This is a genomic window from Streptomyces sp. NPDC002004 (assembly GCF_053593975.1).
This window is the reverse complement of the sequence record NZ_JBSFDP010000004.1, coordinates 149,222-174,339: the sequence shown is the minus strand read 5'-3', so window position 1 is coordinate 174,339 and position 25,118 is coordinate 149,222. Positions and strand designations below refer to the sequence as shown.

21 protein-coding genes, 2 tRNA genes and 2 pseudogenes are annotated in these 25,118 nt (G+C 72.2%); 9 read left to right on the top strand and 16 right to left on the bottom strand.

The genetic code is table 11. From position 1 onward, the window contains the following. Nucleotides 1-8: 8 nt before the first annotated feature. From ACWCP6_RS09145 to ACWCP6_RS09135, 3 genes are all read right to left on the bottom strand, one after another. Nucleotides 9-905 carry an amidohydrolase family protein gene (locus tag ACWCP6_RS09145; RefSeq protein ID WP_450931728.1) on the bottom strand — a complete coding sequence of 299 codons (897 nt, stop codon included), beginning with the start codon at nucleotides 903-905 and terminating at the stop codon, nucleotides 9-11. Continuing rightward, a complete protein-coding gene (locus ACWCP6_RS09140) occupies nucleotides 880-1,404 on the bottom strand; it encodes an antibiotic biosynthesis monooxygenase (RefSeq protein WP_450931727.1) in 525 nt (174 codons plus the stop codon). Before ACWCP6_RS09140 ends, ACWCP6_RS09145 begins: the two co-directional genes overlap by 26 nt. Before the next feature lie 129 nt (nucleotides 1,405-1,533). After that, nucleotides 1,534-2,577, bottom strand: a complete 1,044-nt coding sequence (locus tag ACWCP6_RS09135) for a DUF2797 domain-containing protein (protein ID WP_450931726.1) — start codon at nucleotides 2,575-2,577, stop codon at nucleotides 1,534-1,536. Nucleotides 2,578-3,419: 842 nt separating this feature from the next. On the opposite strand from ACWCP6_RS09135, the gene ACWCP6_RS09130 reads away from it, so the two are divergent. Next, nucleotides 3,420-3,665: a hypothetical protein gene (locus ACWCP6_RS09130; RefSeq protein WP_450931725.1), complete on the top strand. Its 246-nt coding sequence runs from the start codon at nucleotides 3,420-3,422 to the stop codon at nucleotides 3,663-3,665. Nucleotides 3,666-3,855: 190 nt separating this feature from the next. On the opposite strand, the gene ACWCP6_RS09125 is transcribed toward ACWCP6_RS09130, so the two are convergent. Further along, nucleotides 3,856-4,209: a VOC family protein gene (locus tag ACWCP6_RS09125; RefSeq protein WP_450931724.1), complete on the bottom strand. Its 354-nt coding sequence runs from the start codon at nucleotides 4,207-4,209 to the stop codon at nucleotides 3,856-3,858. Nucleotides 4,210-4,281: 72 nt separating this feature from the next. Here ACWCP6_RS09125 and ACWCP6_RS09120 point away from each other — a divergent pair. Then, nucleotides 4,282-4,482: pseudogene (locus tag ACWCP6_RS09120) on the top strand (site-specific integrase); the annotation flags it as partial. Between the two features lie 180 nt (nucleotides 4,483-4,662). Here the strand turns inward: ACWCP6_RS09120 and ACWCP6_RS09115 are convergent. Together ACWCP6_RS09115 and ACWCP6_RS09110 are read right to left on the bottom strand one after the other, a co-directional pair. Further along, on the bottom strand, nucleotides 4,663-5,133 hold the full coding sequence (locus ACWCP6_RS09115; RefSeq protein WP_450931723.1) for an NUDIX domain-containing protein: 471 nt from the start codon (nucleotides 5,131-5,133) through the stop codon (nucleotides 4,663-4,665). Nucleotides 5,134-5,135: 2 nt separating this feature from the next. Further along, nucleotides 5,136-5,879 carry an XRE family transcriptional regulator gene (locus ACWCP6_RS09110; RefSeq protein ID WP_450931722.1) on the bottom strand — a complete coding sequence of 248 codons (744 nt, stop codon included), beginning with the start codon at nucleotides 5,877-5,879 and terminating at the stop codon, nucleotides 5,136-5,138. A 107-nt stretch (nucleotides 5,880-5,986) separates the two neighbouring features. Between ACWCP6_RS09110 and ACWCP6_RS09105 the strand changes: the two genes are divergently transcribed. The 4 genes from ACWCP6_RS09105 (at nucleotide 5,987) to ACWCP6_RS09090 (ending at nucleotide 8,439) form a co-directional block, all read left to right on the top strand. Beyond that, nucleotides 5,987-6,229 carry a hypothetical protein gene (locus ACWCP6_RS09105; protein ID WP_450931939.1) on the top strand — a complete coding sequence of 81 codons (243 nt, stop codon included), beginning with the start codon at nucleotides 5,987-5,989 and terminating at the stop codon, nucleotides 6,227-6,229. Between the two features lie 249 nt (nucleotides 6,230-6,478). Then, on the top strand, nucleotides 6,479-6,922 hold the full coding sequence (locus tag ACWCP6_RS09100) for a hypothetical protein (RefSeq protein ID WP_450931721.1): 444 nt from the start codon (nucleotides 6,479-6,481) through the stop codon (nucleotides 6,920-6,922). A 68-nt stretch (nucleotides 6,923-6,990) separates the two neighbouring features. Next, nucleotides 6,991-7,833: a protein kinase domain-containing protein gene (locus tag ACWCP6_RS09095; RefSeq protein WP_450931720.1), complete on the top strand. Its 843-nt coding sequence runs from the start codon at nucleotides 6,991-6,993 to the stop codon at nucleotides 7,831-7,833. Nucleotides 7,834-8,265: 432 nt separating this feature from the next. Further along, on the top strand, nucleotides 8,266-8,439 hold the full coding sequence (locus ACWCP6_RS09090; RefSeq protein ID WP_450931719.1) for a hypothetical protein: 174 nt from the start codon (nucleotides 8,266-8,268) through the stop codon (nucleotides 8,437-8,439). Nucleotides 8,440-8,542: 103 nt separating this feature from the next. Here ACWCP6_RS09090 and ACWCP6_RS09085 read toward each other — a convergent pair. Both ACWCP6_RS09085 and ACWCP6_RS09080 read right to left on the bottom strand, forming a co-directional pair. After that, nucleotides 8,543-8,615: transfer RNA gene (locus ACWCP6_RS09085), tRNA-Arg, on the bottom strand. 391 nt (nucleotides 8,616-9,006) lie between these two features. Beyond that, nucleotides 9,007-9,097 (bottom strand) — tRNA-Ser (locus ACWCP6_RS09080). Between the two features lie 239 nt (nucleotides 9,098-9,336). Between ACWCP6_RS09080 and ACWCP6_RS09075 the strand changes: the two genes are divergently transcribed. After that, nucleotides 9,337-9,798 carry an SSI family serine proteinase inhibitor gene (locus ACWCP6_RS09075; protein WP_450931718.1) on the top strand — a complete coding sequence of 154 codons (462 nt, stop codon included), beginning with the start codon at nucleotides 9,337-9,339 and terminating at the stop codon, nucleotides 9,796-9,798. A 453-nt stretch (nucleotides 9,799-10,251) separates the two neighbouring features. Next, nucleotides 10,252-14,940: a PAS domain-containing protein gene (locus ACWCP6_RS09070; protein ID WP_450931717.1), complete on the top strand. Its 4,689-nt coding sequence runs from the start codon at nucleotides 10,252-10,254 to the stop codon at nucleotides 14,938-14,940. A 166-nt stretch (nucleotides 14,941-15,106) separates the two neighbouring features. On the opposite strand, the gene ACWCP6_RS09065 is transcribed toward ACWCP6_RS09070, so the two are convergent. The 8 genes and pseudogenes from ACWCP6_RS09065 to ACWCP6_RS09030 form a co-directional block, all read right to left on the bottom strand. Continuing rightward, nucleotides 15,107-16,783, bottom strand: coding sequence for a long-chain fatty acid--CoA ligase (locus ACWCP6_RS09065; RefSeq protein WP_450931716.1), 1,677 nt, complete (start codon nucleotides 16,781-16,783; stop codon nucleotides 15,107-15,109). Nucleotides 16,784-16,903: 120 nt separating this feature from the next. Beyond that, entirely contained in the window at nucleotides 16,904-17,470 is a 567-nt protein-coding gene (locus ACWCP6_RS09060) for a SigE family RNA polymerase sigma factor (protein WP_450931715.1), read from the bottom strand. 217 nt (nucleotides 17,471-17,687) lie between these two features. Further along, nucleotides 17,688-18,854 (bottom strand): lipid-transfer protein, encoded by a 1,167-nt coding sequence (locus ACWCP6_RS09055; protein WP_450931714.1) that lies wholly within the window; start codon nucleotides 18,852-18,854, stop codon nucleotides 17,688-17,690. 122 nt (nucleotides 18,855-18,976) lie between these two features. Next, a pseudogene (locus ACWCP6_RS09050) lies at nucleotides 18,977-19,369 on the bottom strand (MaoC/PaaZ C-terminal domain-containing protein); the annotation flags it as partial. A 65-nt stretch (nucleotides 19,370-19,434) separates the two neighbouring features. Then, nucleotides 19,435-20,661: an acyl-CoA dehydrogenase family protein gene (locus ACWCP6_RS09045; protein ID WP_450931713.1), complete on the bottom strand. Its 1,227-nt coding sequence runs from the start codon at nucleotides 20,659-20,661 to the stop codon at nucleotides 19,435-19,437. Continuing rightward, nucleotides 20,661-21,764 (bottom strand): bifunctional MaoC family dehydratase N-terminal/OB-fold nucleic acid binding domain-containing protein, encoded by a 1,104-nt coding sequence (locus tag ACWCP6_RS09040; protein ID WP_450931712.1) that lies wholly within the window; start codon nucleotides 21,762-21,764, stop codon nucleotides 20,661-20,663. Before ACWCP6_RS09040 ends, ACWCP6_RS09045 begins: the two co-directional genes overlap by 1 nt. Beyond that, nucleotides 21,761-22,936 (bottom strand): acyl-CoA dehydrogenase family protein, encoded by a 1,176-nt coding sequence (locus ACWCP6_RS09035; RefSeq protein WP_450931711.1) that lies wholly within the window; start codon nucleotides 22,934-22,936, stop codon nucleotides 21,761-21,763. Before ACWCP6_RS09035 ends, ACWCP6_RS09040 begins: the two co-directional genes overlap by 4 nt. A gap of 525 nt (nucleotides 22,937-23,461) precedes the next feature. Then, nucleotides 23,462-23,773 carry a hypothetical protein gene (locus tag ACWCP6_RS09030; RefSeq protein ID WP_450931710.1) on the bottom strand — a complete coding sequence of 104 codons (312 nt, stop codon included), beginning with the start codon at nucleotides 23,771-23,773 and terminating at the stop codon, nucleotides 23,462-23,464. Between the two features lie 350 nt (nucleotides 23,774-24,123). Between ACWCP6_RS09030 and ACWCP6_RS09025 the strand changes: the two genes are divergently transcribed. Next, the gene (locus tag ACWCP6_RS09025) at nucleotides 24,124-24,999 is read left to right on the top strand and encodes a bifunctional DNA primase/polymerase (protein ID WP_450931709.1); all 876 of its coding nucleotides are present in this window, start codon (nucleotides 24,124-24,126) and stop codon (nucleotides 24,997-24,999) included. Nucleotides 25,000-25,118 lie beyond the last annotated feature (119 nt).

Here is a 25,118-nt window from a genome sequence, read left to right as displayed (position 1 = left end):
GCGCCGGCTCAGGTCAGGCCGAACAGCCGCGCCCCGTTGTCGTGGCAGACCGCGCGCAGCCAGTCGTCCCCGAGGCCGAGCCGCTCCAGTGCGTGCAGCTGATGGACGTACGGATACGGGATGTTGGGGAAGTCGCTGCCGAGCAGTACCCGGTCTCCCAGGTCGGCGATCCGCCCGCACTCGCCCCGGGGGAAGGGCGCGAACCGCTCGCTGAAGTCGGTGAACGCCATGGTCGTGTCCAGCCGCACCTCCCTATAGCGCTCGGCGAGCTCCAGGAAGTCCGTGTACTCGGGCATCCCCAGGTGTGCGACCACCAGCCGCAGCCGGGGGTGCCGGGCCAGCACCCGCGCCACGGGCTCCGGTCCGGTGTACTTACCGGGCGCGGGGCCGGAACCGCAGTGCATGACGACGGGGATGCCGGCTTCGGCGAGGACACCCCAGACCGGGTCGAGCAGGGGGTCCGACGGGTCGTACGCCCCCACCTGCACATGCGCCTTGAAGACCCGGGCCCCGGCCTCCACCGCCTCCCTGACGTACTCCGCCACGCCCGGCTCCGGGAAGAGCGTCGCCGTGTGCAGGCAGTCCGGGGTCCGGCGGGCGAACTCGACGGCCCATCCGTTCAGCCATGCCGCCATGCCCGGCTTGTGCGGGTACAGCATCGCGGTGAACGCCCGCACGCCGAACTCCCTGAGCACCGCGAGCCGTTGCTCCTCGTCGTGCCGGTAGGCGATGGGCCACTCGATCCGGGTCAGCGGCCCCGCGCCGTCGAAGTACTCCCACACCTTGCGCAGGACGCGCTCGGGCATGAAGTGGGTGTGCACGTCGACGAGCCCGGGCAGCCCGAGCCGCTGCCAGAACGCGCGGACGGCGCCGCTTCCCTCACTCTCCTGCACGGACGAACCCATGGCTCCGCTCGACCTTGGCGACGTGGAGGACGTACTGCTCGTACCACTCGGCGCGCCCGCGCCGCTGCGCCGCGCGGTGCTCCGCATGCGCCCGCCACTCGGCCAGCGCGGTCTCGTCACGGAAGTACGCCACGGTGATCCGCAGCCCGCCCGGGGTCGCCGCGCTGTCCTCGCCCAGGAACCCGGGTATCTCCCTGACCAACTCGTCCATACGGGCGGCGGTCTCGCCGTATCCGTTGTCCCCGTCCGTGCGGAGGGAGGTGAAGATGGCCGCGTAGTAAGGGGGTTCGTGAGCCGGGACGGGGACGGGGAGGCCGGCGGGCAGGGGGGCGGGGACGCCGGCGGCGGGGTCGACGGACGCGGGGCCTTCGACGGACGCCGGGGCGCCGGCGGGAGCGAGGTCCGAAGTGGGCGCCCCGGCGAGGGCGGACGGACCGACCGGCGCGGAGGCGTCGGCGGGCGGGACGGATGCGTCAGGTGCTGTGACGTGATCACTCATGACGACCACGATCCGGTCCGGGCGGCGGGCCTGTCCACCCCTGTGGACAACGGTCACCGAGCCTTGACCGTACGGGATCGATCACTTGACCGTACGGGATCCGTTCGTTGACGTGCGGCCGGACGAGCCTCAGAAGAGCCCGCCCTGGACGGCCGATACGTCCCGCAGGGGAACGGTCGTCCGCAACGGTCCGGGCCCGGCACCCACCCGGGGCACCACCGCGTCCCCCGAGCCCTTCGCCCCTCCAGCTCCGCCAGCCCCTTCAGCCTCTCCAGTCCCTATCGCTCCCCCCGCTTCCGCTCCCCCCGCCCGCGCTCCGCCCGCTCCCTCCCGCTCTCTCACCGCCTCCAGACGCCACCCGGCGAGGAGCCGGCCGTCGAGGACGATCACGCGCCCGCCCGTTCGCCCCGCGGCCTCCCGCAGATGCAGATCGGGCCCGGCGACGGCGATGAGGGTGCCTGCGACGACCCCGCCGTCCGTCAGCTCGCTCACCACGGCACCGGCGGCAGGCAGTCCTTCGAGGCCGAAGACCTCACCGTGGTCGCTGATCGCACAGGGCAGTCGTTCCAGGGACTCGGGCCAGTCGCCCAGAGCGAGGGCGGCCCGGTGCCACTCGCTGAGTTCGGCGGCCCGTTCGAGGGGTGGCGGCAACAGGGCCCGCACCGCCCGCTTCTGCGCGTACGAGATCCTGTCCGGCACGCCGAGGGCGGCGCGCAGCAGTTCCTCGGTGCGCCGTGCGGCCATGAGCGGCCCGCGCCCCAGCCAGGTGAACGCCACGGCACCCTGCTCCAGCAGCCGTGCCCGCCCCCGCTCGACCCGGGTGATCCCCACCTTCACCATCCCGGGACCGAACCAGGCGAGGTACACGTGGTACGGCCGCGGATCGTCGGCGAACGTGTCGGCGGCGACGGAGTGCGCACGGTCCATCCGGGCGCACTCCTCGCACTGGGCCCGCGTCCCCCGGGCGGGCACCGCCGCCTCCCTGGGGCACCTGATCCATCCCCCGCCCCGCGGGACACCGAGACAGCGCCTCTCCCCGACACCCCGGAAGGCCGGCACCGCGCCGAGCACCAGCCGGCTCCCGCGTGCCCCCACCCCGTCGCCGTACCACCCGAGCACGGGGACGCCCCCGTCCCCCGCGTCCCACCGCACCCCGGTGCACCACCACGCCATACGACGACGCTATCCCCGGGGTCCGACAACGCCACCGGGGGAAGCTTCCGGCACGGCCGGGTGTCCTGACGCGCTCCGCACCGACGCCGTCCGGGCAACGCATGAGGCCCCGGACTCGACGTCCGGGGCCTCTCATCCCTGCCGGGCGGGCCGAACCGTCGGCCTCACGCACGAGCCCCTCCCCCGAGCGGGCCCCTGCTGTGGGGGGTTCAGGCCGCGACCGCGCAAGGCCTGGAGCAGACACCGTGGACACCGGCGAACTCGGTGTTGACGCAGGCGCAGACGGCGTTGCGGTCGGTGTGAGGAGCCATGCTGAAGGTGGTGTCGGCTGCACCGGCGGACCCTGCTCCGACTCCGAGAGCCGCACCGACGAGGGGCACACCACTCGGGACCGCCGAAGCGATACGCCGGGACAACGGCATGAATGCTCCCTCCCGTGTGCAGTTGTGATCTCCTCAACACCGTACACTAATGCACCAGTTGACGCATTAGCGAAGGCGACGGTGACAGGGACAGGGACAGGGGCAGGGGCAGGGAACGCACCCCAGCCGGCCGCGCCCCGAGCCCCGAGGGAGGAAGCAGCCCTCGGCGACCAGCACCCCCGTGGCGGGACGGGAAACGCCGGAGGCCCCGGATCTCTCCGGGGCCTGCGGTCCGTGCGCGCTCGGCAGGACTCGAACCTGCGACCTTCTGATCCGTGGCTCTGTGCGGATCGGTCAGTGAGGGTCGTCATACCGGTCGCCCTACGGCCCTTACGAGGCCGCCGCCGGACGGCCTCGGTTGCTGTGGTTGCTGTACTCCGCTGCTGTACAGCAGGCGGATGCGCGATCTACAACATCGCCATGACGACTCGACCGACGCGGGCGATGTGGTGGGCCGAGACAGCAGTCTGCCTTGCTGTGGCCGCAGCGACCCTCACGGCGATCGCCTTTCTGGGGTCACTGCCGGCCGCGGGCCGCCACGTGACCCTCGACGTCATGCCGTCGGCTCTGCTGATCGCGCTGTCCGTCGGCGTCGGCATCTACGTGAGCGGCCGGTTCAGGGCGTGGGGCTTGCGCCGCAGAGCCGCGCCCCACACACAGTCCTGAAGGTCGATCCCTCGCCCCGGCCGTCCCTGTTCCGGAGCACAGGGCACAAGGGGGACGCGCCATCCGTGTTCGCCGGCACCCACCCCTGGTCGCCGGTGTCGGTGTCAGGCTCTGATGTCGGCTCGTTGCGCCTTCGACGCAGCCTCCGAACCGCACCCGCCAGGCTGGGCACGCGCGGTCTCAGGGGTTCTCACTGAGGTCGTCGGCCAAGGACGCAGAACTCGTTGCCTTCGGGGTCTTCCATGACAACCCACGACTGGTCGCCCTGACCAATATCAACACGCCGTGCGCCATGAGCCTCCAGGCGTGCCACCTCGGCGTCCTGATCATCAGGCACGAAGTCGAGATGCAGTCGGCTCTTGGCCTTCTTGGGCTCATCAAGCCGGACGAACTCCAACCCCGGCAGGCGATCCGGCTCCGGGCGGATCGCGAACTCCACATCGGAGGTGTGGACCACGACCCAGCCAAGAGCCTCGGCCCACCACTGCCCCAGGGCCGCCGGATCTGCCGAGTGGACAATTACATGTCGCCATTCCAAGGTCATCAGCCGAGCCTAGGCCTACCGGGGCTTCGCGAACAGGCGGTTGGAGGGAGGCGATGCAGCGGCTGACCGGTCGGCCTCCGTGTGATTCCGCTCCGGAACACCCGGCACACATGCAACTCGCTCCTGGTCGCCCTGAAGGTGCACCCGAAGGTGGCACAACGCATCCTGCGGCACTCGCAGATCGCCATGACGACGGAGGTCTGTGCGGAGGCGGGCGAGGAAGAGGTGCGCTCGGCGCTCGACCAGCTGTCCGGCGCGATGGACGGCACCGGCCGACACGGTTGCGGTACTTCGCTGCTGTACGCCCAACGCAAGAGGCCCCCGGATCATCTCCGGGGGCCTCTCAACTGTGTGCACTCGGCAGGATTCGAACCTGCAACCTTCTGATCCGTAGGATCGGGCAGCCCGCCGTGAGGAGTCCCAACGACCACCAACCCCGAGCGTCGAACGTGGTCAGCCGAGATAGGGCCGCTCACGGTGCTCCAAGAAGTGACGGATCCGTAGGCGCTGCGTGTGGTGCATCGGCAGTTGATCGATTTCCTTCGGCTGGACGAACCGCAGCTCCGTTGACTCGTCCGAGATCGCGAGCCGGCCGCCGACCACGCGGGCGGTGAAGCAGACGTTGAACTGTCTGCGCACCTCACCGTCTGAGTAGGCAATGACGTGGCGAGGGTCGGTGTACGTGCCTACGAGGCCAGTGATCTCTACGTCCAGGCCAGTTTCCTCTTTCACCTCCCGGATGGCCGTTCCGGGAAGTGAGTCGGTCATCTCCATGCCGCCACCAGGTAGCGCCCAGAGATCATTGTCCCGTCGGCGCTGGAGGAGCAGGCGCCCTTCGTCGTCGGTAACGACGGCAGACGCGGCGACCACCAGGCTGTTCGGCTCAGGTGCCGCCGGGTCGTCGTAGTACTCAGTCCGTGCCACAGTCACTCTTCCCCTACCAGTGTCGCGGTCGCCCATACGGCATCAAAACTGCTGGCGTAGGTGTCGAACATGCCACCCTCTCCGCAGCGGCGGAGGTGCCACACAGGGGCACCGTAGGCATTCACGCCCCAGACATGGGCGTTGACCATCGCCTGGTCATCCGCGCGATAGATCGAGTTGTAGAGCGTGGTGGCGTGGGTCCGTACCTCGATGCCAGGTACCCCAGCAAGGGGGCGGTAGTGCATGAGAGCAAGCCGACAACGGGACTCGATCCCATGCCCGAACTTCTCCTCTTGGCCGCGCTGTTGGACGTTCTTGCTGTCCGGGTCGCCGATCGCGATACGAACCACACACCCTTCGGCAGCTCGTTCACGCAGCAAGTCGTTGAGCCGCGGATACGCCTCGTGCAAGAAGACGGCCGCATACACCAACACGTCAATGTGTTCGCGCGCTTGGGTCAGCATGTCCACGAAGGTGGACACGGGGATGTCCGCCCGTTGGTCGTAGAGCGCCACAAGTTCTGGACTCACGGCGCGGGCGGGGCGGGCCTGCCGGAGCGCCGGCCATAGAGCGTGCACGTCTTCTCCTAGCGTTTCCGCTGCCAACATGGCCGTGGCACGACGCGGCGTACGCCCCAGATTGACCCATCGTTCGACGGACTTGGGATCGACTTCGACCTTGTCCGCGAGGGCGGTGTACGTCCAGCCGCCGGCAGCCAAGGCAGCACGTAACCTCTCGTTCGGCATCCCAATCTCTCCCAACACCTGAGGACGGCACTAGGGACGTTCTACCCCACGCGGGACGTCCCGAAGTGGGGTTTGTCGGCGGTTCCAACGCCCTGATGGGCGGCGCGATGCTGCACTGCATGGCGAGCAACCGGCAGACCAAGCCACGCATCGGCGATCTGGCGAAGGACACCTCCAATAGGCGCATCGGCGTCGTCATGGGTGAGGTCGGCGGCCGTGTGCAGATGAGGCCCCTTCGCGGCGGTAGGGAGTGGGATGCCATGCCAGACCAGGTGATGGCGCTCAGTGCGCGGGAGGAATTGAGCGCGCGTCTGACCGTGGAGAACGGCAACAGCCGGGCTGGGCTGTGATGCGAGCCATCGGCCGGTACGCGGGAGTCCTGTTCATCATCGGCATCAGCGGGTCGTGTGGCCTGGTGATCGGCATGGCTCTCGGCACCCGCCATTAGACCGGCCGCCCCGCACGGGTGCCGATTTCAGCGGCTCCCCCGTCCCGTTGGGGGCCGGCCTCCAAGATCGTTTCCCCTCGTCTATGAGCCGAGCTCGGCGACGGGAGCGGGATGTACGTGCCCTGCACCATCTCACGCTAGGAGATTGCACATGACGGCAATGGCGAGCGATCAGAAGACCGGTCGCGCGGTCGCTGGGGAGGAGCTGTTCGAGAGTCTCGCCCAGTTCGTTGTCCTTCACGACGGGCAGTCGCCCGAGCGTGCCGAGCGGATCGCGGACCAGGCGGTTGCATTCGCCGTCACCGCGGCTACAGCCACTGTCCCCATGGTCCCGTCGGACGACGTGGACCTTGGTCTTCACGCGCTCATCCTGCACACGAAGGAGTACGCAAGGCTGTGTGAGAAGCACGCGGGTCGCTTCCTGCACCACAACCCGAAGCCGGGCGGGGGAGCACGCGATCCGGAAATGGTGGCCGCCTCGGCCCACGCTATGAAGGCTGCCGGGTTCATGGTCTTCGATGACCTGTGGACCGTGAACGGTGCGAATCTCGCACAGTGCGACTCGGACTGCGGTCGACCTTACGGTCAGGCGTAGGCACGACAACAGCGCTGCGGCCGGCCTCGACTCGGGGTCGGCCGCATTGCCTGGAAGGAGGGACATCCATGTCCGGCGCAGCCCCTGAACTGCCCATTGTGGTGCTCGACGCACTCATGCCCATGGCTCAGCGCCTGGTCATCAACCGCCGGGGCTCGACGGTCTGGGCGGTAGAGAGCCATCGGGGCCGGTATGCCGTGAAGCTCGGCTATCCCATCGAAGCCACGGCCGACTGGCCTGCCCAGCCCTGGACCGCGCTCGCACCTGCGCGCGAGGGTGCCGTAGTGCATCGCCTCGGCTTCGGTGACGTCGCCTACGGCGAGTGGGACCGAGGGACGTGGAACTGTCAGCCGTGGCACGAAGGGCCGGACCTGTACCGGTTGTGGGAACCCTGCCGTGACCACGGCTTGTCCATCGAACCTCATGCCGAGGCGGCGCTCGGCTGCGTCGAAGCTCTGGCCGAACTCCATGCGAAGGGCTGGGCACACGGCGACGTACAGCCCGCCCACTTCATCATCGGGCCGGAACGCACACACCTCATCGACCTCGCCCTTGCCAGGGGCGGACACGTACCCGAGCGGTACGACTTTCCATTCCGCGGCTGCCTCGTCCACTACGAGGCCCCGGAGATCGCCCGCAGCGTGCTCGCGACAGGAGAAGCCGAACCGACACAGGAAGCCGACGTCTACGCGCTCGGCGCGTCGCTGCTCATCTCCGCAACCGGCTGGCGGGCTGTCGAATACCCCGACGACGCTCCGCGTCCCGTACAGAGAAACGCCGTGGCGAACGGCAGGCGCCGGCCCGTGAAGGTACGCGGTGAGCTGGGCGACCTGGTCGACGCGATGCTCAGCCGCGCACCGGAAGATCGACCAACGATCTACGAGGTAGGTAAGGCCCTGAGCTGCCTTTGATACCCCGGTCTCCATCGCGAGGCCGCTGGCATGGCTAAGGCTGACAACAAGCAACCCCCGCCGACCTCAGCCACGCCCCTTCCATGCGTCACGGGCATCGGTCGGTCTCCAGCCTGGGCGTTGGAGACGCAGATGCCAGACGAATGGGCCTGTCTGCGGCTCTGAGATTCGTTCGGCTGGGAAGCGCGAGCCGGGTGGGCGGCGTGGTCGTGCTTGGTGCGCGTGGGCCTGGTCCTGGTGCTCGGAGCGGTTGGGTTGCTTCCTGGTCGGGCGTCCGCCTCGGCGGTGGTGCGCGCTGAGCGGGTGGGGGCCGCCGGAGCGGTGGCGGAGACATTGAGCGGCGGCGGCCCTTGGCCGCCTTGGCAAGGTCCGCTTCCACGACCTGCGCCACACCTGCGCGTCTCTGCTCCACGACAGGGCGCCGACGCCCGAATGATCATGGAAGTCCTGGGCCACAGCTCCATCCGCGTGACCATGGACATCTACACGTTCGTACGGCTGGACTCCCAGCGCTCCGCATTCGACCGCGTTGGGGATGCGCTGCGGGGTGACGGCAACGATCCGGACGATGACGCCGGTCCGGCCGATGTCCCCATGGCCGTCTGATCGACCCCGCGCCGCCTTCTGAGGCGGTTGCCGTCAATCACTGCCGTCAAGGCAAAAGCCAGAGGCCCCTGTGGATCACTCCACAGGGGCCTCTGAACTGTTGTGCACTCGGCAGGATTCGAACCTGCAACCTTCTGATCCGTAGTCAGATGCTCTATCCGTTAAGCTACGAGTGCTTGTCTTTTCTGTTGTGCTTGCTCTTCCTTCCGGGCTTTTCTGCCCGGTCGGCGTTGCGGGAACAACATTACATGACCTGGGCCGGGAGGCGAAATCCGATTCGCACACCGGGTCTGACCTGGACAAATCATCCCTGGAGTGGCCGAGTGAGGGCGACGTCCGAGGGCGGAGGGAACTCGGCCACGCGACCCGTCCCGGGACGGGGACGCAGCGCGCGACGCCCGCCGCGGGCCCGCGAGCGGGAGCGACGGCACCGCGTCCTCCGATGCAGAAAGCGCACCGCGTCCTCCGGTTCGGAGACTCACCCCCGGCACGGAAACGCGGCCGCGGTGTCCGGCGCGGAAACGTCCGAAGCCCCGGTCGTGATGACCGGGGCTTCGGATCTTGGGGCGGAGGCGGAGGGATTTGAACCCTCGATGGGCTTTAAGGCCCAAACCGCATTAGCAGTGCGGCGCCATAGACCGGACTAGGCGACGCCTCCAGCACAGCCGCCCGCGCGAGCGCGAGTGGTGCGTCCAGATGATGACACAGCCGAGCGGGCTGTCACCAATCGCCCCCCACGGTACTAGGGAGGAAGCCCGCAGGGCAAAGGCCTCCGGCCCGCGCCGCAACGTTCGCTCGGGCGGTGCGTTAGTGCAGTGGGGCCGCACGCCGTCGCGCGTACGAGCCCCCGGAGAATCCCGTACGCCACCGGCGTACCCCGCACCCCGTGGAGCCGTCATGCTGCGCCGTCTCGTTCTCACCGCCGCCGTCTCCGCCGCCGCGCTGTCCACGGTGGCCCCGGCGGCCCACGCCCGTCCGCTGCCGCCGCCGGCGGCCCACACCCGTCCGCTGCCGACGCCGGAGGACCGGCTCACGATCACGGTCGAGGGGGTCGGGCCCGGCGCCGACGGCACGTACCGGCTGCTGTGCCACCCCGCCACGGGCGATCACCCGCGTCCGCGGACCGCCTGCGCCCAGCTCGACAAGAGGACCGTCTGGGGCAAGGACCCGTTCGCGCCGGTCCCGCGGGGCACCATGTGCACCATGCAGTACGGGGGGCCCGGGACCGCGCACATCAAGGGGATCTGGGCGGGGCGCCCGGTCGACGCACGGTTCGACCGGGGGAACGGCTGCGAGATGGCCCGCTGGGACGCGCTGGTGCCGGTGCTGCCGGCGACCCGTTCGACCCGCGTCCTCTGAGCTCCCGACCGGGAGCGCCGAGGTGCCGAGGTGGCCGAGGCGAGGGTCCGACGGGGTCTGTACGAGGACCTGGCGGTGTGACGGCGGAAGTCGGCCCGGCGCGACGACGGGCGCTGGGCGGCGCGACGGCGGCCGCCGGGCGGTGTGAGGGTCCGGGGACGTCCGTGTGAGAGTCCGGGCAGTCCGGTGTGAGGGTCCGGGCGGTCCCCCTGACGGTCCGGCCGGGCATCCGCCGACGGTGCGCGCGGCCGTGACCAGGCATACCGCGACGAGTCACGGCATCTGCCGTGGCTTCCGCCGACGGGTGATGCACATTCGCCGTGTTTCCTCCCTCTCATCCGGCGTCGCGAGCGCAACCACTGCCCGTAGACTCCCTCGCGTGACACGCCGCGGGCCGGAGGGCAAGATGGCCTGCGCGGTCAGCAAGGTGCGGTAACAGGGAGGAAGCGTCTCGTGAGCAGCAGGCCATCCCGAGGCGCTGCTCGCCTCGCAGCCATACTCGACGCGCTTCCGGACGCCTTGGTCCTGGTCAACGCCAATGGCACCGTCGTCAACGCCAACAGCATCGCCCTGGAGGCCTTCGAGGCCCCCGGCACGGCGCTCGTCGGGCGGGGACTGCTGGACCTGCTTCCGGAATTCGACTCCCGGCTGATCCCCGGGTCGATGCGGCGTCCGGACACGACCGACGAGCGCGGGCGTACGAAGCCGACCCGGATGATGGCCCGTCGTACCGACGGCGGCTCGTTCCCTGTCGAGGTCACGAGCGCGAATCTGGAGAACGGGCAGCAGGCCTACGACGGCAGTGGGTACACCGGCGACGAGCTGTTGATGCTGGTCGTGCGCGATCTGTCGGGAGCCGTCGACACCGAGGCCGAGCTGGCCCGTTCGCAGCGGCAGACCGAGATGATCCTGCGCGCGGCGTCCGAGGGCGTCGTCGGCACGGACACCGAGGGCCGCGTCGTCCTCGTCAACCCGGCCGCCGCGCAGATCCTCGGCTACCGGGCGAGCGATCTCGGCGGCAAGGACCTGCACGAGCTCGTGCTGCACCACCGCGAGAACGGCGAGTCGTTCCCGTACGAGGGCTCACCGCTCGCGGACACCCTGCGCTCCGGGCGCAAGCACCGGGTGCGCGGGCAGGTGCTGTGGTCCAAGACCGGCGACAAGGTTCCGGTCGACCTGACGACCGCGCCCGTACGGGACGGGGACCAGCTCGTCGGTGCGGTGCTGACGTTCACCGACCGGCGGGCCTACGACGCGCTGGTCGCCGAGAAGGAGCAGGAGGCCGAGCGGCACACGGCCGAGCTCGACGAGGCCCGCAAGGCCCACGAGGCCGAGGTCGCCCGGATCCGCGAGCGCTACGAGTCCGAGGCCGCCGAGGCCGGCGATGCGCACGAGTCGGAGATGGCGCGGCTCGTCGAGGAGCACGCCGAGGAGCTGGCCGCCGAGAAGGAGCGGTACGCGTCGCTCGGCGAGCGCGAGAAGGACCGCTACGAGGCCCTGGCGGCCCGGCACGAGCAGCTGCTCGCCGTGCTCGGCGGCTCGCTGCGCGGGCCCCTGGACCAACTCCGGGGCGAGCTGGGACAGCTGGCCGCGGACGACGCGGGGCAGCTGTGGCCCGAGGCCAACCAGGTGCTGCACCACCTGGCCGCCGGGTACTCCCGGATGACGACCCTCGTCGACAACGTGCTCGGCTACCAGCGACTCGACGCCGGAGCGGAGGTGCTGGCGCGGCGGGCCGTGATGTTCGACGCGGTGGTCACCGCGGGTGTCGACGGGGCGGTCGAGCTGATCGGCCCCGGGCGCGCCCAGTTCGCTGTGCACGCGCCGCCGATCGAGGCCGAGGTCGACCCGGAGCGGCTCGCCACGGCACTCGCGCACCTCGTCGCCGACGTCGCGGGCGTCGACGCCACGGGCAACGCACCGGTCGCCGCGACCGGTTACATGGACTCGACGATCGTCGTGGCGGCGGCCCAGCGCGGCGATGTCGTACGCATCGAGGTGCGGGGCCCGTACGCCGGGGGCGATCCGGTGCACCAGCCGATCGTGCGGGGCATCGTGCGGGCGCACGGAGGGGTTCTCCAGACGCACGAGGTGCCCGGGATGACCGGCGCCGCCTATGTGCTGGAGGTGCCGATCGGCGGCGGTGCCGGGACGGTTCCCGCGGACCGCGGGACGGCGGTGCTCGCACTGCCGGGCACGGACACCGGCCCGACCGCCGAACCGGATGCCGGTACGGACACGGGTGCGGGCGCGGACACGGGTGCCGGTACGCAGGCGGGTGCCGCCCTCGCACTGCCCGCGCAGGCCTCCGGAGGGTCCGGAAGGGGCGGGCGGCGACGGGCCCGGCGCGCTTCCGTGGACGCGTTCCTGGAGAGCGGGGCCGAGGGCCCCACCGCGGAAGCCGCGGGCACCGAAGACCCGCACGGGACGGGCTCCGGCGCGTCCGCCGACAGCTCCGCAGGCCCGGAAGGCGCGGCGCGCACGGGTACCGGACGGCGGCGCGGGCGGCGGGCCGAGGAGTCCGGAGGAACGGACGACACTCCGCAGACCGCGGTGCCGGCCGCGGGTCCGGGCACGTCCGCGGGCGGCACGGGACGCAGGCGCGGACGGCCGAGCCCGGCCGAGGGCGCGGTCATGACGGCGGACGAGCCCGTCCCGGGCGCTCCGGCGCTGGGTGCGGTCCCGCCGCAGGGCATGCCGGCTCCGACGGGCCGGCGGGCGCGCCGGGCGCCGGAACAGCACGCGCTTCCCGCGCTGCCCTCGGGGACTCGGTCGGACACCGGCGCGGAGGCCGGGGCCGACGTCGGCCCGGCCGCCGTCCCGGACGGCGCCGCGGTCGTGGCGGACCCCGCGGGAGCGCCGCAGCCGGGCGGACGGCGCGCGCGGCGCGCGCTGGCCCCGGCAGGCGAGCGGCCCGCCCCGGATGCCGGGGCCGCGCCCGGACGCGCCGTGTTCGCCCTGCCGCCGGCCGCCGCCGACCGGGCGCCGTTCGGCGATGCGGGCGAGGAACAGCACGCGGTGGCCCTCCGGGGGCCGGAGGACGATCACACTCCCGCGGAGCCGCACCCGACGGCGGCCCCCGGCGGCCGGCGCCGGGGACGGCGGGCCGCGGGGGAGCAGAACGCCGCGGGGGCCCCTGAGGGTCCCGGCCGTCCCGGGATTCCCGGCCAGGCGCTGCCGGTGGACGGGGCACACGGCGCCGGACTCCCGGCGACCGGGCTTCCGGCCCAGATGCCCCAGCCCCAGGGCGAGGGGACGTCCGTTCCCGGGCCCCTGCCGGGCGGGCCTCAGCAGGAGGCCGCGGCACCGGGCACGCCGGCCCACGGCACCCCCGCCCAGGCCGCCCCTGCTCGGGGAGTTCCGGCAGAGAGCGTCCCCGCCCAGGGAACTCCGGCTCAGGGCACCCCGGCTCAGGGCACCCCGGCTCAGGGCGTCCAGGAGGCCGGTGCCCCGGCCGCGGGCACTCCCGCCTCCGGCATCCCCGCCTATGCCACCCCGGCGGACGGCGTCCCCGCCCAGGGGGCCCAGCCCATCGCCGTACCGGCGAACGTCGCTCCGGCCGTCGCCGTACCGCCGAGCGCCACACCCGCCGGTGGAATCCCCGCGCACCCCACCCCCGCCGCCGGGGTCCCCGCCCAGGCGGCCCAGGGCGCGGCGGCCTCCCAACCGGGTACGGAAGCCGGTGTCCCCGGCACCCCGGGCGCGCCCGCGGACATCGCCCCGGCGGCCCCCGCCGACCCGGCCACCCCGCCGAACGGCGTGCCCGCCGCGCCGCAGCCCCGCGTCGCACAGCCGCTGCCCGCCGAGGCCGCGCCGGGCGATACGGGTTCCACCCCCGCGAACCCCACCGCCAACTCCTCGGCCCAGTCCACCCAGGGGCGCTCCATCAGCGTGCGCACCCTCGGGCAGGGCGTGCCGTTCCGGCGCCAGCTCGCCGAGCACGAGCAGCAGCGGGCCGCGGGTCAGCCGCGTCCGCAGGGCGGAACCCAGGGCGGCGGCGCCCAGCCGCTCCCGCCCCAGCAGCCCCAGGCCCCGGCCCCGTCGCAGACCCCGCCCGGGCCCCTGCCCGCCACCACCGCGCACCCCACCCCGGCCGGCCAGACCAGCGGCTCCGGCAGGCGGCGCAAGCTCGGCACGCCCGGCGGCGACCGGCAGGCGTCCGCGACGGCAACCCAGACGGGGATCCCGGCGCAGAACACGGCGCCGCAGCCCCAGCCCGCGACCGCGGGGAGTCCCGCGGCATCCGCGGCACCCGCGCCGTCGCATCCCCGGCTGCCCTCCGTGCAGAGCGAAGGCCGGGGCCGCGCCTACGCCATCGGCGCCCCGGACGACGACGCCGAGGGGCCCGAGCCGTTGGACGGGCCGAACGGCGCCGTGGAGATCGCCAACCAGCCGCAGCCGCAGCGGATGGACGACGAACTGCCGCCGGAGCCCCTGGACAACCCGCGCCGGCTGCTGGTCTGGCCCGCGCCGGACATGTCGACGCAACAGGCGCTGAGCGACCGCGGCTACCGCCCGGTGACGGTCAACTCCCGCGAGGAGGTGGACGCGCAGATCGCCGCGTTCCCCGCCGCGCTCTTCGTCGACCCGCTCACCGGGCCGATCACCCGCACCGCCCTCCAGTCACTGCGCCAGGCCGCGGTGGCCGCCGAGGTGCCGGTACTGGTGACGGCCGGCCTCGGTCAGGCGACGCGCGAGGCGGCGTACGGCGCCGACCCCGCCGTACTGCTGAAGGCCCTCGCGCCGCGCGACAGCGAGCAGCACCCGCCGCGTGTGCTGCTCATCGAGGAGCACACGGAGATCGCGATGGCGCTGACCGCGACGCTGGAGCGGCGCGGTATGCAGGTCGCGCGCGCCGAGACCGATGCCGACGCGGTGACGCTGGCCGGACAGATGCGGCCGAACCTGGTCGTGATGGACCTGATGCAGGTACGCCGCCGGCGCGCGGGAATCGTCGACTGGCTGCGGGCGAACGGCCGGCTGAACCGTACGCCGCTCGTCGTCTACACCGCCGCCGTCGACCCGGCGGACCTGCCGCGTCTCGCGGCGGGGGAGTCCGTGCTGTTCCTCGCAGAGCGGTCGACCAACACCGAGGTGCAGGACCGCATCGTCGATCTGCTGGCGAAGATCGGCACCAACTGAGCGACGGGCCCCGGTACGCGGAGCCCGAGTGCGTCCTCCCGGTCCGGCGGGGCTGCGGACGACGGGCGCCGTCGCTCGCGGAGAACGCTCGTGGACGGCCCCGGCAGAAGTTGACGCACAGAGCCCCCGGCGGTTGCCAGGGGCTCTGAACGGGACTCGGCCGAGGTCAGCTGAGCTTGGTCACGTCGAGCTGGCCCAACCTGTGTGCTTCGCGAATCTTCTTCTTGTCGAACTTGCCCACGCTCGTCTTCGGGACGGCCTCGACGAAGGTCCAGCGCTCCGGGAGCTGCCACTTGGCGATCTTCTCGGCGAGGAAGGAGTGCAGCGACGCGAAGTCGGCGGTGGAGCCTGCCTTCAGGACGACCGTGGCGAGGGGGCGCTCGCCCCACTTGTCGTCGGGCACGGCGACGACCGCGGCCTCGGCGACCTCCGGATGGGCCATGATGGCGTTCTCCAGCTCGACGGAGGAGATCCACTCGCCGCCCGACTTGATGACGTCCTTCGCACGGTCGGTCAGGGTCAGGAACCCGTCGGGGCTGATGACGCCCACGTCGCCGGTCTTGAGCCAGCCGTCCGCGCTGAACTTGTCCGCGGGGCGGAGCGGTTCGGAGTCGGGGCCGCTGTAGTACGCGCCCGCGATCCAGGGGCCGCGCACCTCCAGCTCGCCCGCCGACTCGCCGTCCCAGGGGAGGGTTTCGCCCCCGGGTCCGGTCAGCCGGGCCTCCACGCCCGCGGGGAAGCGGCCCTGCGTGGTCCGGTAGGCGAACTCCTCGTCCGTGCCGACGGCCGACGCCGGGGGACGCGCGACCGTACCGAGCGGCGAGGTCTCCGTCATGCCCCAGGCGTGGCAGACGCGCATGCCGAGCTCGTCGAAGGCCTTCATGAGGGCGGGCGGACAGGCGGCGCCGCCGATGGTCACCTGGCCGAGCGACGAGACGTCGCGGGGCCTGGCGGTGAGCTCGGCGAGCAGGCCCTGCCAGATGGTGGGGACGGCGGCCGCGTGCGTGGGCCGCTCGGACTCGATCATCTCGGCGATCGGGGCCGGCTGCAGAAAGCGGTCCGGCATGAGCATGTTGACGCCGGTCATGAACGTCGCGTGCGGCAGGCCCCATGCGTTGACGTGGAACTGGGGCACCACGACGAGGCTCGTGTCCTGGTCCGTCAGCCCCATCGACTGGGTCATGTTGACCTGCATGGAGTGCAGGTAGATCGAACGGTGGCTGTACACCACGCCCTTGGGGTCCCCGGTGGTGCCCGAGGTGTAACACATCGCGGCGGCCTGGCGTTCGTCGATCTCCGGCCAGTCGTAGGTCGTCGGCTTCCCGGCGATCAGTTCCTCGTACTCGTGGATCCGCGCGGTCGCGCCGTCCAGCAGCGAGCGGTCGCCCGGGCCCGACACCACGATGTGCTCGACGGTCGGCAGCTTCGAGAGGAGCGGCGCGAGGAGCGGCAGCAGCGAGCCGTTGACGATGATCACGCGGTCGGCCGCGTGGTTGACGATCCACGTCAGCTGGTCCGCGGGCAGGCGCAGGTTCAGCGTGTGCAGGACCGCGCCCATGGAGGGCACGGCGAAGTAGGCCTCGACGTGCTCGGCGTTGTTCCACATGAGCGTGGCGACCCGGTCGTCGCCCCGGACACCGAGGTCGTCGCGCAGAGCGTTCGCCAGCTGGACGGCACGGATGCCGGCCTCGGCGAAGGTGCGGCGCTGTGGCTCTCCGTCACCGGTCCATGTCGTGATCGTTGATGTCCCGTGCACCAGCACTCCGTGCACAAGGATGCGAGTGACGGTCAGCGGTACGTCCTGCATGGTGCTCAGCACGGCGGCGTCCTCCCGGGGCGGCATTGCCTACGCGGCAGTAGGGGCTGCGCTGATTCTGCTCACATACCGCGCGGTATGTCACTAGTTCCGGGCAATCGATCAAGGAGCGAGAAGCGGTGGGCACCCCGCTCGACATCCCGTGCGTCAGCGGACGGGGCTCAGCTCCGGGTCCTCGCGGAGCTTGCCGAGCGCACGCGAGACCGCGCTCTTGACGGTGCCGATGGACACCCCGAGCACCTCGGCGGTCTGCGCCTCGCTCAGGTCCTCGTAGTACCGCAGGACGACCATCGCGCGCTGCCGGGCGGGCAGCTTCATGATCGCGCGCCACATCGCGTCCCGGAGCGCCTGCTGTTCGGCCGGGTCCTCCGGCGCGGCCGTCTCCGGCTCCGGCAGCTCCTCGCACACGAACTCGTCGACCTTGCGCTTGCGCCACTGCGAGGTCCGCGTGTTCACCAGCGCGCGGCGCACATAGCCGTCCAGCGCGCGGTGGTCCTGGATGCGGTCCCATGCGACGTAGGTCTTCGCCAGGGCCGTCTGCAGCAGGTCCTCGGCATCGCTCTGGTTCGCGGTGAGCGAGCGGGCGGTGCGCAGCAGCACGGGCCCACGGGCTCGTACGTACGACGTGAACGACGGGTACGCCGCGGCAGCCACGGGCGTGGGCCGCGCGGGCTTCGATGCACCGGTACAGACGGGCGCCAGAGTTGCGGTCATGACTCCACGCTAGGAGCGACCCCTACCGTCGCGGATCGGCCGCAGGTCCCGAAGCGCTGTCACTCTCAGGTTGTACGAGGGGGGTGGACCCCACCTCCTTCAGATGGAGGAGTCCCGGACACCCCCTGGGGGTTCGCCCCCCTCACGACCCGGGCGAACCCGCCCGGGCGCAGGCCCGGGCCGGGGGCGCCGACCGGTGCGGAGAGGCACCCGGCGGTCAGCCTCCCGACCCCAGGACCAGCCCCGACGTCGGGACGCCGGTGCCCGCGGTCACCAAGGTCCTGGCCGCGCCCGGTACCTGGTTCACGGCGGTGCCGCGCAGCTGCCGTACCGCCTCGGCTATGCCGTTCATGCCGTGCAGATACGCCTCCCCGAGTTGACCGCCGTGCGTGTTCAGCGGCAGCCGCTCCTCCGCCACGAAGCCGGCGGCCTCACCCGGCTTGCAGAATCCGAACTCCTCCAGCTGCATCAGCACGAACGGCGTGAAGTGGTCGTACAGGATCCCCACGTCGATGTCCCCGGGGCCGAGCCCGGCGCTCCGCCACAGCTGCCGGGCGACCACGCCCATCTCGGGCAGCCCGGTCAGGTCGTCCCGGTGGAAGCCGGTCATCTGCTCCTGGCCCCGGCCGGCGCCCTGGGCCGCGGCGACGATCACGGCCGGCGGCTGCGGCAGGTCGCGGGCCCGCTCGGCCGAGGTCACCACGATCGCCTGACCGCCGTCGGTCTCCTGGCAGCAGTCCAGCAGCCGCAGCGGCTCGGCGATCCAGCGGGATGCCGCGTGGTCGGCGAGCGTGATCGGCCTGCCGTGGAAGTAGGCCGCCGGGTTGGTCGCGGCGTACTTCCGGTCGACGACCGCGACATGGCCGAACGCCTCGGGCGTCAGTCCGTACGCGTGGAGATAGCGCTGGGCGGCCATCGCCACCCAGGACGCCGGGGTGAGCAGTCCGAAGGGCAGCACCCAGCCGAGCGCGGCACCCTCCGCCGTCGGTTCGCGGTGCTGCACCCCGGAGCCGAACCGTCTGCCCGACCGTTCGTTGAACGCCCGGTAGCAGACCACGACATCAGCCACCCCCGACGCCACCGCCAGCGCCGCCTGCTGCACGGTCGCGCACGCCGCACCGCCGCCGTAGTGCACCCGCGAGAAGAACGACAGCTCCCCGATCCCCGCCGCCTGCGCGACCGTGATCTCCGGGCTGGTGTCCATGGTGAAGGTGACCATGCCGTCGACATCGGCCGGTGCGAGCCCGGCGTCGTCCAGCGCCGCGTGCACCGCCTCCACGGCAAGCCGCAGTTCGCTGCGTCCCGAGTCCTTCGAGAACTCGGTGGCCCCGATCCCCGCGATCGCCGCCTTCCCGCCGAGCGTGTCCCTCGCCCGTACGCTCATGCCGCGCCGCCCTCCCCGGCGGCGGCCTCCGCCGCCGCCACCGCCTCGATGGGGCCCGGGGTCCCGGCGGTCGACGTCCCGGCAGCCGGTGCCCCTGCCGCCACCGATGTCCGGGCCGCCCCGGATCCCGCCCCCGCCGGGACCGTCACCGTCACCGTCCCGGTCACGTGTGTGCCGATGCCGTTCGTCCCCGTCACCCGTATCCGTGCCGTGTTCCCGTCGACCTCGGTGACCGTGCCGGTCAGCACCATCGTGTCGCCCGGATAGTTGGGCGCCCCGAGCCTGATCGCCACCCCGCGCAGCACGGCGGAGGGGCCGAAGTGGTCGGTGATGTAGCGGCCGACCAGACCGTTGGTGGTGAGGATGTTCATGAAGACGTCCGGGGAGCCCTTCTCCCTGGCGAGCTCCGCGTCGTGGTGCACGTCCTGGTAGTCGCGCGAGGCGATGGCACCGGCGACGATCAGCGTCCGGGTGACCGGGATCTCCAGGGGCGGCAGCTCGGCACCGGCCCTCAGGAGCGCGGACGGCCCGGGTGGAGCGGGTGATGTGGGTGCTGGTGTACGCCGTGTCCGTCCCGCCGTCATACCGCGTCCTCCTCCGCGCGTCCCGTGTCCCCGGCGCCCTCCGCGATCATGTCGCCCAGCTGCGCCAGGACTTCGGCGCCGCTTACCAGATGGGCGTCCAGCTGCCGCCCCCACAGGAAATGCCGGTGCACCGGGTGGTCGAGGTCGGCGCCCGCGCCGCCGTGCAGATGCTGACCCGTGTGGACCACGCGCCGGCCCGCCTCCGATGCCCACCACGCGGCGGTCAGGGCATGCGTCGCGTACGGCAGTCCCTCGTCGCGCCGCCAGGCCGCCTCGTAGGCCGTGACCCGGATGGCCTCGGTGTCCATGTACGCGTCCGCCGCGCGCAGTTGGACGCCCTGCTTGGTGGCGAGGGGCGCGCCGAACTGCTCGCGCGTGTTCGTGTGCGCGACGGCCCGGGCCAGCGAGCCCGCGCACACCCCTGCCTGGAGCCCGGCGAACGCCGTGCGCGCCGTGGCCAGGACGTCGGCGTACGCATCGGCACCCCCGATCCGCTCGGCCGGTGTCCCGTCCAGCACGAGCCGCCCGGCCGACCAGGGCGCGGTCAGCTCGACGGGCTCGGTCTCCGCGTCGGCCGTGCTCACCATCCACAGGCTGTGGTCGGCGGCGGCCACGAGTACGTGGGTGGCGTCCCGCAGCCACGGGACGGCGGGGACGTCGCCCGTCAGCGCGCCGTCCGGGCGCAGCAGTTCGCCGTGCCGCGCACCCGCACTTCCCGGCACGCTGCCGTGCCCTGCCGCCACGCGGTCGCTCCCCGATGCCCGGTCCCTCCCCGGTGCTCCGTCCCGCACAGGAGCCCCGTCGCACACCGGAGTCCCGCCGTGCACCGGGACCCCGTCGCGCTCCGTCGCCCCGACCCGCACACTCCCCTGCGCCGGGAACGCGCCGCACACCACCACCGACCCGTCCTCCAGACCGGGCAGCAGCCGTTCCCGCTGGTCGGGCGTGCCATGGGTGCCCACCGCCGCCGGCCCGTACACACAGCTCGCCGCGAACGGCACCTGGGCCGTCGTACGCCCCTGCTCCTCCAGGAGCAGCACCAGGCCCAGCAGCCCGATGTCGGCGACGGCGGCGGGCAGGCCCGCCGCGCACAGCGCCTTCCACAGCTCGGCATCCGAACCGGTGCCCGCGGCCGCGAGCCGCTCGGGTGTGGCCAGGTCCCCGAAGATCCGGGCCGCCAGTTCCCGGGCGGCCGCCTGCTCCTCCGTCGGCGTGAAGTCCATCAGGCCGCACCTTCCCCGAGGGCCTGGAACACCGGCAACTCCAGCTCGTCGTCGACCTGTTGGAAGGTGAGTCGGACAGGCATCCCGATCCGCACCCGGTCATGGGGCACGCCGACCACGTTGCTGACCATGCGCACGCCCTCCGCCAGCTCGATCAGCCCCACCGCGTAGGGCGGGTCGAAGGCCGGGAAGGGCGGGTGGTGCATCACGACGTACGAATGGACCGTCCCCTCGCCGCTCGCCTCGACCGTGTCCCAGTCGAGCCCGCCGCAGGCGTTGCACCCCGGCAGCCACGGGAAGCGCAGGGTCTCGCAGCCGGTGCACCGCTGGATGAGCAGCCGATGGCGGGCCACGCCGTCCCAGAAGCCCGCGTTGTCGCGGTTGACGACCGGGCGGGGGCGCCGGGGGGCGCGGCCTCCGGTGGGCCCCGCCGCGGACCGGGACTCCGCCGGGGTGGCACCGGATCCCGTTGCTCGCGGCCCGGACCCCGGTGGTTCGGCCGTGGGTCGCCGGGCCGCGGGGGCGTACTTGAGGATCCGGAAGCGGTGCGTCCCGGCGCGTTCGCCGCCCGCCCGGACGTCCATCCTGGTCGTGACGAAGTACCCCGTGCCGAGCTTGGTCGTCTTGCGGTCCGACACCGCCTCGATCACCGCGTCGAAGGTGATCTCGTCGCCGGGGCGCAGGGGACGCAGATACTCCTGTTCGCAGTCGGTGGCGACGACGGAGGTGCAGCCCGCGCCGTCGAGCAGCGCCATCAGCTCGTCGAACGCCGGCGAGCGTCCCTGGTGCCCGGAGAGTCCGCCCATCGTCCAGGCCTGGAGCATGGTCGGCGGCGCGATCGCGCCCGGCCCCGTGTACGCCGGGTTCGTGTCGCCCATCGCCTCGCACCAGTGCCGGATCATCGCGGCGTTGACGGGGTCCTTGCCTGCCGCCGCAACGGCCGCGACCCGGCCCGCGTACGCCTGGAGGCGCGCGGTGAGCCCCTCCGCTCCCGTATCGCTCGCCTCGGCCCGGCCGACCGCCGGTCCCTCGGCCCTCGCCCCGCTCGCCGCCGGTCCCCCGGCCCCTCCGGCCGCCTGCCCCTCGGCCTCCCTCGCGCTCACCGCCGCCCCCTCGACATCCCGAGCCGCATGGTCGCGACGATCTCCCGTTGCACCTCGCTCACCCCGCCCCCGAAGGTGTTGATCTGCGCCGCCCTGTTCATCCGCTCCAACTCGCCGTTCCCGAACGCCCCGGCCGACCCGGCCCGGACCAGGCCCGCGTCCCCCACGACCTCCTGGCACATGCGATAGACCTCGACGGCGGATTCCGTTCCGGCGAACTTCACGCCGCTCGCGTCACCGGGAGCCAGCCGGCCCGCCCCCACGTCCCCCACCAGACGCCAGTTGAGCAGGCGTGTCGCCGCCAGCCGGGCATGCACTTCGGCCAGCCGGGAGCGCACCCACGGCTCGTCGATCCGGCGCCTGCCGGTCCGGTCGGGTGTACGTGCCGCGGCCAGCGCCGCCGCGTAGAAGTCCTCGGCCTGCATGCCGATCGCGGCGAGGGCGACCCGCTCGTGGTTGAGCTGGTTGGTGATGAGCCCCCAGCCGCCGTTCACCTCGCCCACGAGAGCGCCCGACGGCACCCGCACCCCGTCGTAGTACGTGGCCGTGGTCGTCTGCCCGCCGACGGTCTCGATCGGCGTCCACGAGAACCCGGACGCGTCGGTGGGCACCAGGAGGATCGAGATGCCCCGGTGCCTGGGGGCGTCGGGGTCGGTGCGGCAGGCGAGCCAGATCCAGTCGGCGTTCTGGGCGTTGGAGGTGAAGATCTTCTGCCCGTCGACCACCCAGTCGCCGCTGCCGTCCCCGCGTTCCTCCCGCACCGCCCGCGTCCGCAGCGAGGCGAGGTCGGTGCCCGCCGACGGCTCGCTGTAGCCGATGGCGACGACGAGGTCGCCGCTGAGGATCCGCGGCAGGAAGAAGGCCTTCTGCTCGTCGGTGCCGTACGCCATCAGCGTCGGCCCGACCGTGTTGAGCGTGACCATCGAGACGGGCGCGCCCGCGCGGTACGCCTCGTCGAAGAAGACGAACTGCTCGTCGGGTCCGCGGCCCCGACCGCCGTACTCGACCGGCCAGCCGAGCCCGAGCAGTCCGTCGCCGCCGATCCGGCGCAGCAGCCGGCGCTGCTCGGCGTACGCGTCCGGGGGCGGCGGACCCTCGGGCATGAGGGCGCGGAAGTACGCGCGCAGCTCGGTGCGCAGTTCACGCTGGCGCACGGTGGGGGCGAGGTGCACGACGGCGGCGCCTCCTTCTCGTACCGGCCGTTGCGGGTGGACGGGGCGAAGGGGACCGGCGATCCGCGGCGAACGGATCGACGGACCGGGCGGACCCTGCTCACCGGCGGCCCCTGCCGGCCCTCGGACCGTGCCAACGTACGGGCCCTGCCGACAAACGGGCCTTGCGACATATGGGCCCTGCCGACATACGGTCCGCAGGACGACGGGAGCACGGGAGCACGGGAGCACGGGAGCACGGGAGCACGGATGACGGGACCACGGGATCAACGGATCCGCGGACCAGGTCCCCGGGATCCCCGAACGGTTTCTGACTGTCCGTCAGATCCTTGTCGCTGTCAAGGGCGGAGCCCGTACGCACCCGACGCCGCCCAGGACACCGGGCACGGCCCCGCCGAAGCCCCCGGCGCGCCCGCCGGTGTGCACAAACGCCTGCGCGGCGGCGCCGAAGCACCGCCGCGCAGACCCTCACGCCTCCCCATGGAGTGACCTCTCCCTGCCGCTAGGGCCCAGGAGGGCGTGGGCTCACCACAGCCTGGTGAAGCGGATGGCGACGTTCTCGTTCGACTGGCGGATCGCCGTGAACGCCGAGCCGTTCACCTGGGCCGAGTTGTTCTGGTTCGAGGCGCCGGTGCCCACCGCCTGCTGCTGCGTGGTGGACGAGTTGCCATGGTTGTTGCCGCCGACACCGCTGCCGACGATCGAGGCCACGGCCGCGTTCGATCCGCTGCCCGCAATGGCGCCGTTGTCCGCAGCGGCGACACCGCAGAACAGGGCCGCGACGAGCGGCAGTGCGGCGGCGGCAGCGAGGGCGCGGGCGGGACGGATGCTTGCCATGTGATTCCTCCAGAACCGGAAGTACGCACCGGGATAGGGCCGGAAGTACGCGTTTTTCCCAGGCAGTTGGCCGACCGCCTCGGAGTGGGTCACGACGTCGCGTGATCAGAGTTGCCCAGCGGACCCGGGCGAACCACCCCCGAAGGCCCGATTCGCCCGCAAGCGTGAGGACAAGTCGATAAACCCCCTTTGCATCGCGAAAGGCGCTGCTCAACCGGTGCGCGGACGCCACCACCCGGCCGCCGCAGGGGGCGAAGCGTTTCAGCACATTCCCTGCCAATGGGGCGACTCGCCCTCCCCGCACCCGTCCCCCCTTCCTTTCTTCGAACACACGTACGAACATGGAGGGCATGGCCACCACCGACCGGCACGCCGCCCCCCTCGCGGCCCTGGCCCTCGCCCATGCCCTGTCCGCCGCCGAACGCGGGCTGGCCGTGATCCCGCTCTCCCGCACCAAGCTCCCCGCGCTGCGCTCCCCGCACCACGACGAACCCGGTCCGACGCCGTGCCACGGAGAGTGCGGCCGCCCCGGACACGGCGTGTACGACGCGACCACCGACCCGATCCGCATCAGGGAACTCTTCGCCGCCGCCCCCCGGGCGACCGGCTACGGCATCGCCTGCGGACTGCCTCCGCACCACCTCATCGGCATCGACCTGGACACCAAGTCGGGTACGGACTCCTCGGCCGCCCTGCGCGAACTCGCACTGCGCCACCTGTTCACGATCCCCGACACCGTCGTGGTGACCACCCCCAGCGGCGGTCGCCACCTGTGGCTGAGCGGTCCGCCGGACGTGGTGGTGCCCAATTCCGCGGGGCGCCTGGCGCCGGGCATCGACGTGCGCGGCGCCGGCGGCTATCTCGTCGGCCCCGGATCACGCACCGAACACGGCGTGTACGGCACCGTCCCGGGCACCGCACATCTGCCGCCGGCGCCCTGCCCACCCGCCCTTCTGCGTCTGCTCGCGCCCCCGCCCCGCGCACACCACCCCGCGCCCGTCGCACACGACGAGCAGGGGCGGGGCCTTGTGCAGTTCGTGCTCGCCGCACACCGCGGGCAGCGCAACACGCGTCTGTTCTGGGCCGCCTGCCGCGCCTACGAGAACGGGCTGGGCGACGCCCTCAAGCCCTCCCTCGTGGAAGCCGCCCTGCACACCGGCCTCACTTCCCGCGAGGCACACGCGACGCTCGCATCGGCGGCCCGCATGACCGGGAACCGCCCCTGACGCGGCGAAGCCCTGCACATGGACGCAGCCACGTCGCGCCACGAGCGGCCAATCGGGCGACTTATGTCCGGATTGCCTAAGAATCTGCTCAAAAGTTCGGTAAGCAATACGGCGAAGAC